1 protein-coding gene is annotated in these 632 nt (G+C 45.9%); it reads left to right on the top strand.

The features are described from left to right. Positions 1-632: PTS transporter subunit EIIC (locus R7Z77_RS26370; RefSeq protein ID WP_318137175.1), on the top strand; the 632-nt coding region annotated here is incomplete at both ends.

Raw genomic sequence — 632 nt, 5'->3', positions numbered from 1 at the left:
TGTATGGCCAACAATCCAAGGTGGTCTAGATGCACTTGCTCACGGTATCTCTACTTCTGGCGCAATCGGTCAGTTTGTATACGGTACGCTTAACCGTGCTCTAATTCCTGTAGGTCTACACCACGTACTGAACTCTTTCTTCTGGTTTGGTATGGGTTCTTGTCAAGAAGTGCTAGTTTCTGGCGCAACAGCTGCTGGTCAAGCTCTTCCTGCACTACAACAACTTTGTGTTGACCCAGCTCTAGCTAAGACTCTTGTTGCTGGTCAAACTCACACATTTGAATTCGCTAACTCAGTAACTCCAGAAATTACAGCAACTGTTAAAGAAGTAACTGAAACAGTTAAATCTGGTGACCTACACCGTTTCTTCGGCGGCGATAAGAGCGCTGGTGTATTCATGAACGGTTTCTTCCCAGTAATGATGTTTGGTCTACCAGGTGCAGCACTTGCTATGTACCTAGCGGCTCCTGTTGAGAAACGTAGCCAAGTTGGTGGTGCATTGTTCTCTGTTGCATTCTGTTCATTCCTAACTGGTATCACAGAGCCTCTAGAGTTCATGTTCGTATTCCTAGCTCCTGCTCTATACGCGATTCACGCAGTGTTCACTGGTCTATCGCTAGTTGTTGCTAACA

It is taken from the genome of Vibrio sp. 1401 (assembly GCF_033340295.1).
Note: the sequence above shows the minus strand (reverse complement) of the source record. Positions and strands in the feature narration are given on the sequence as shown.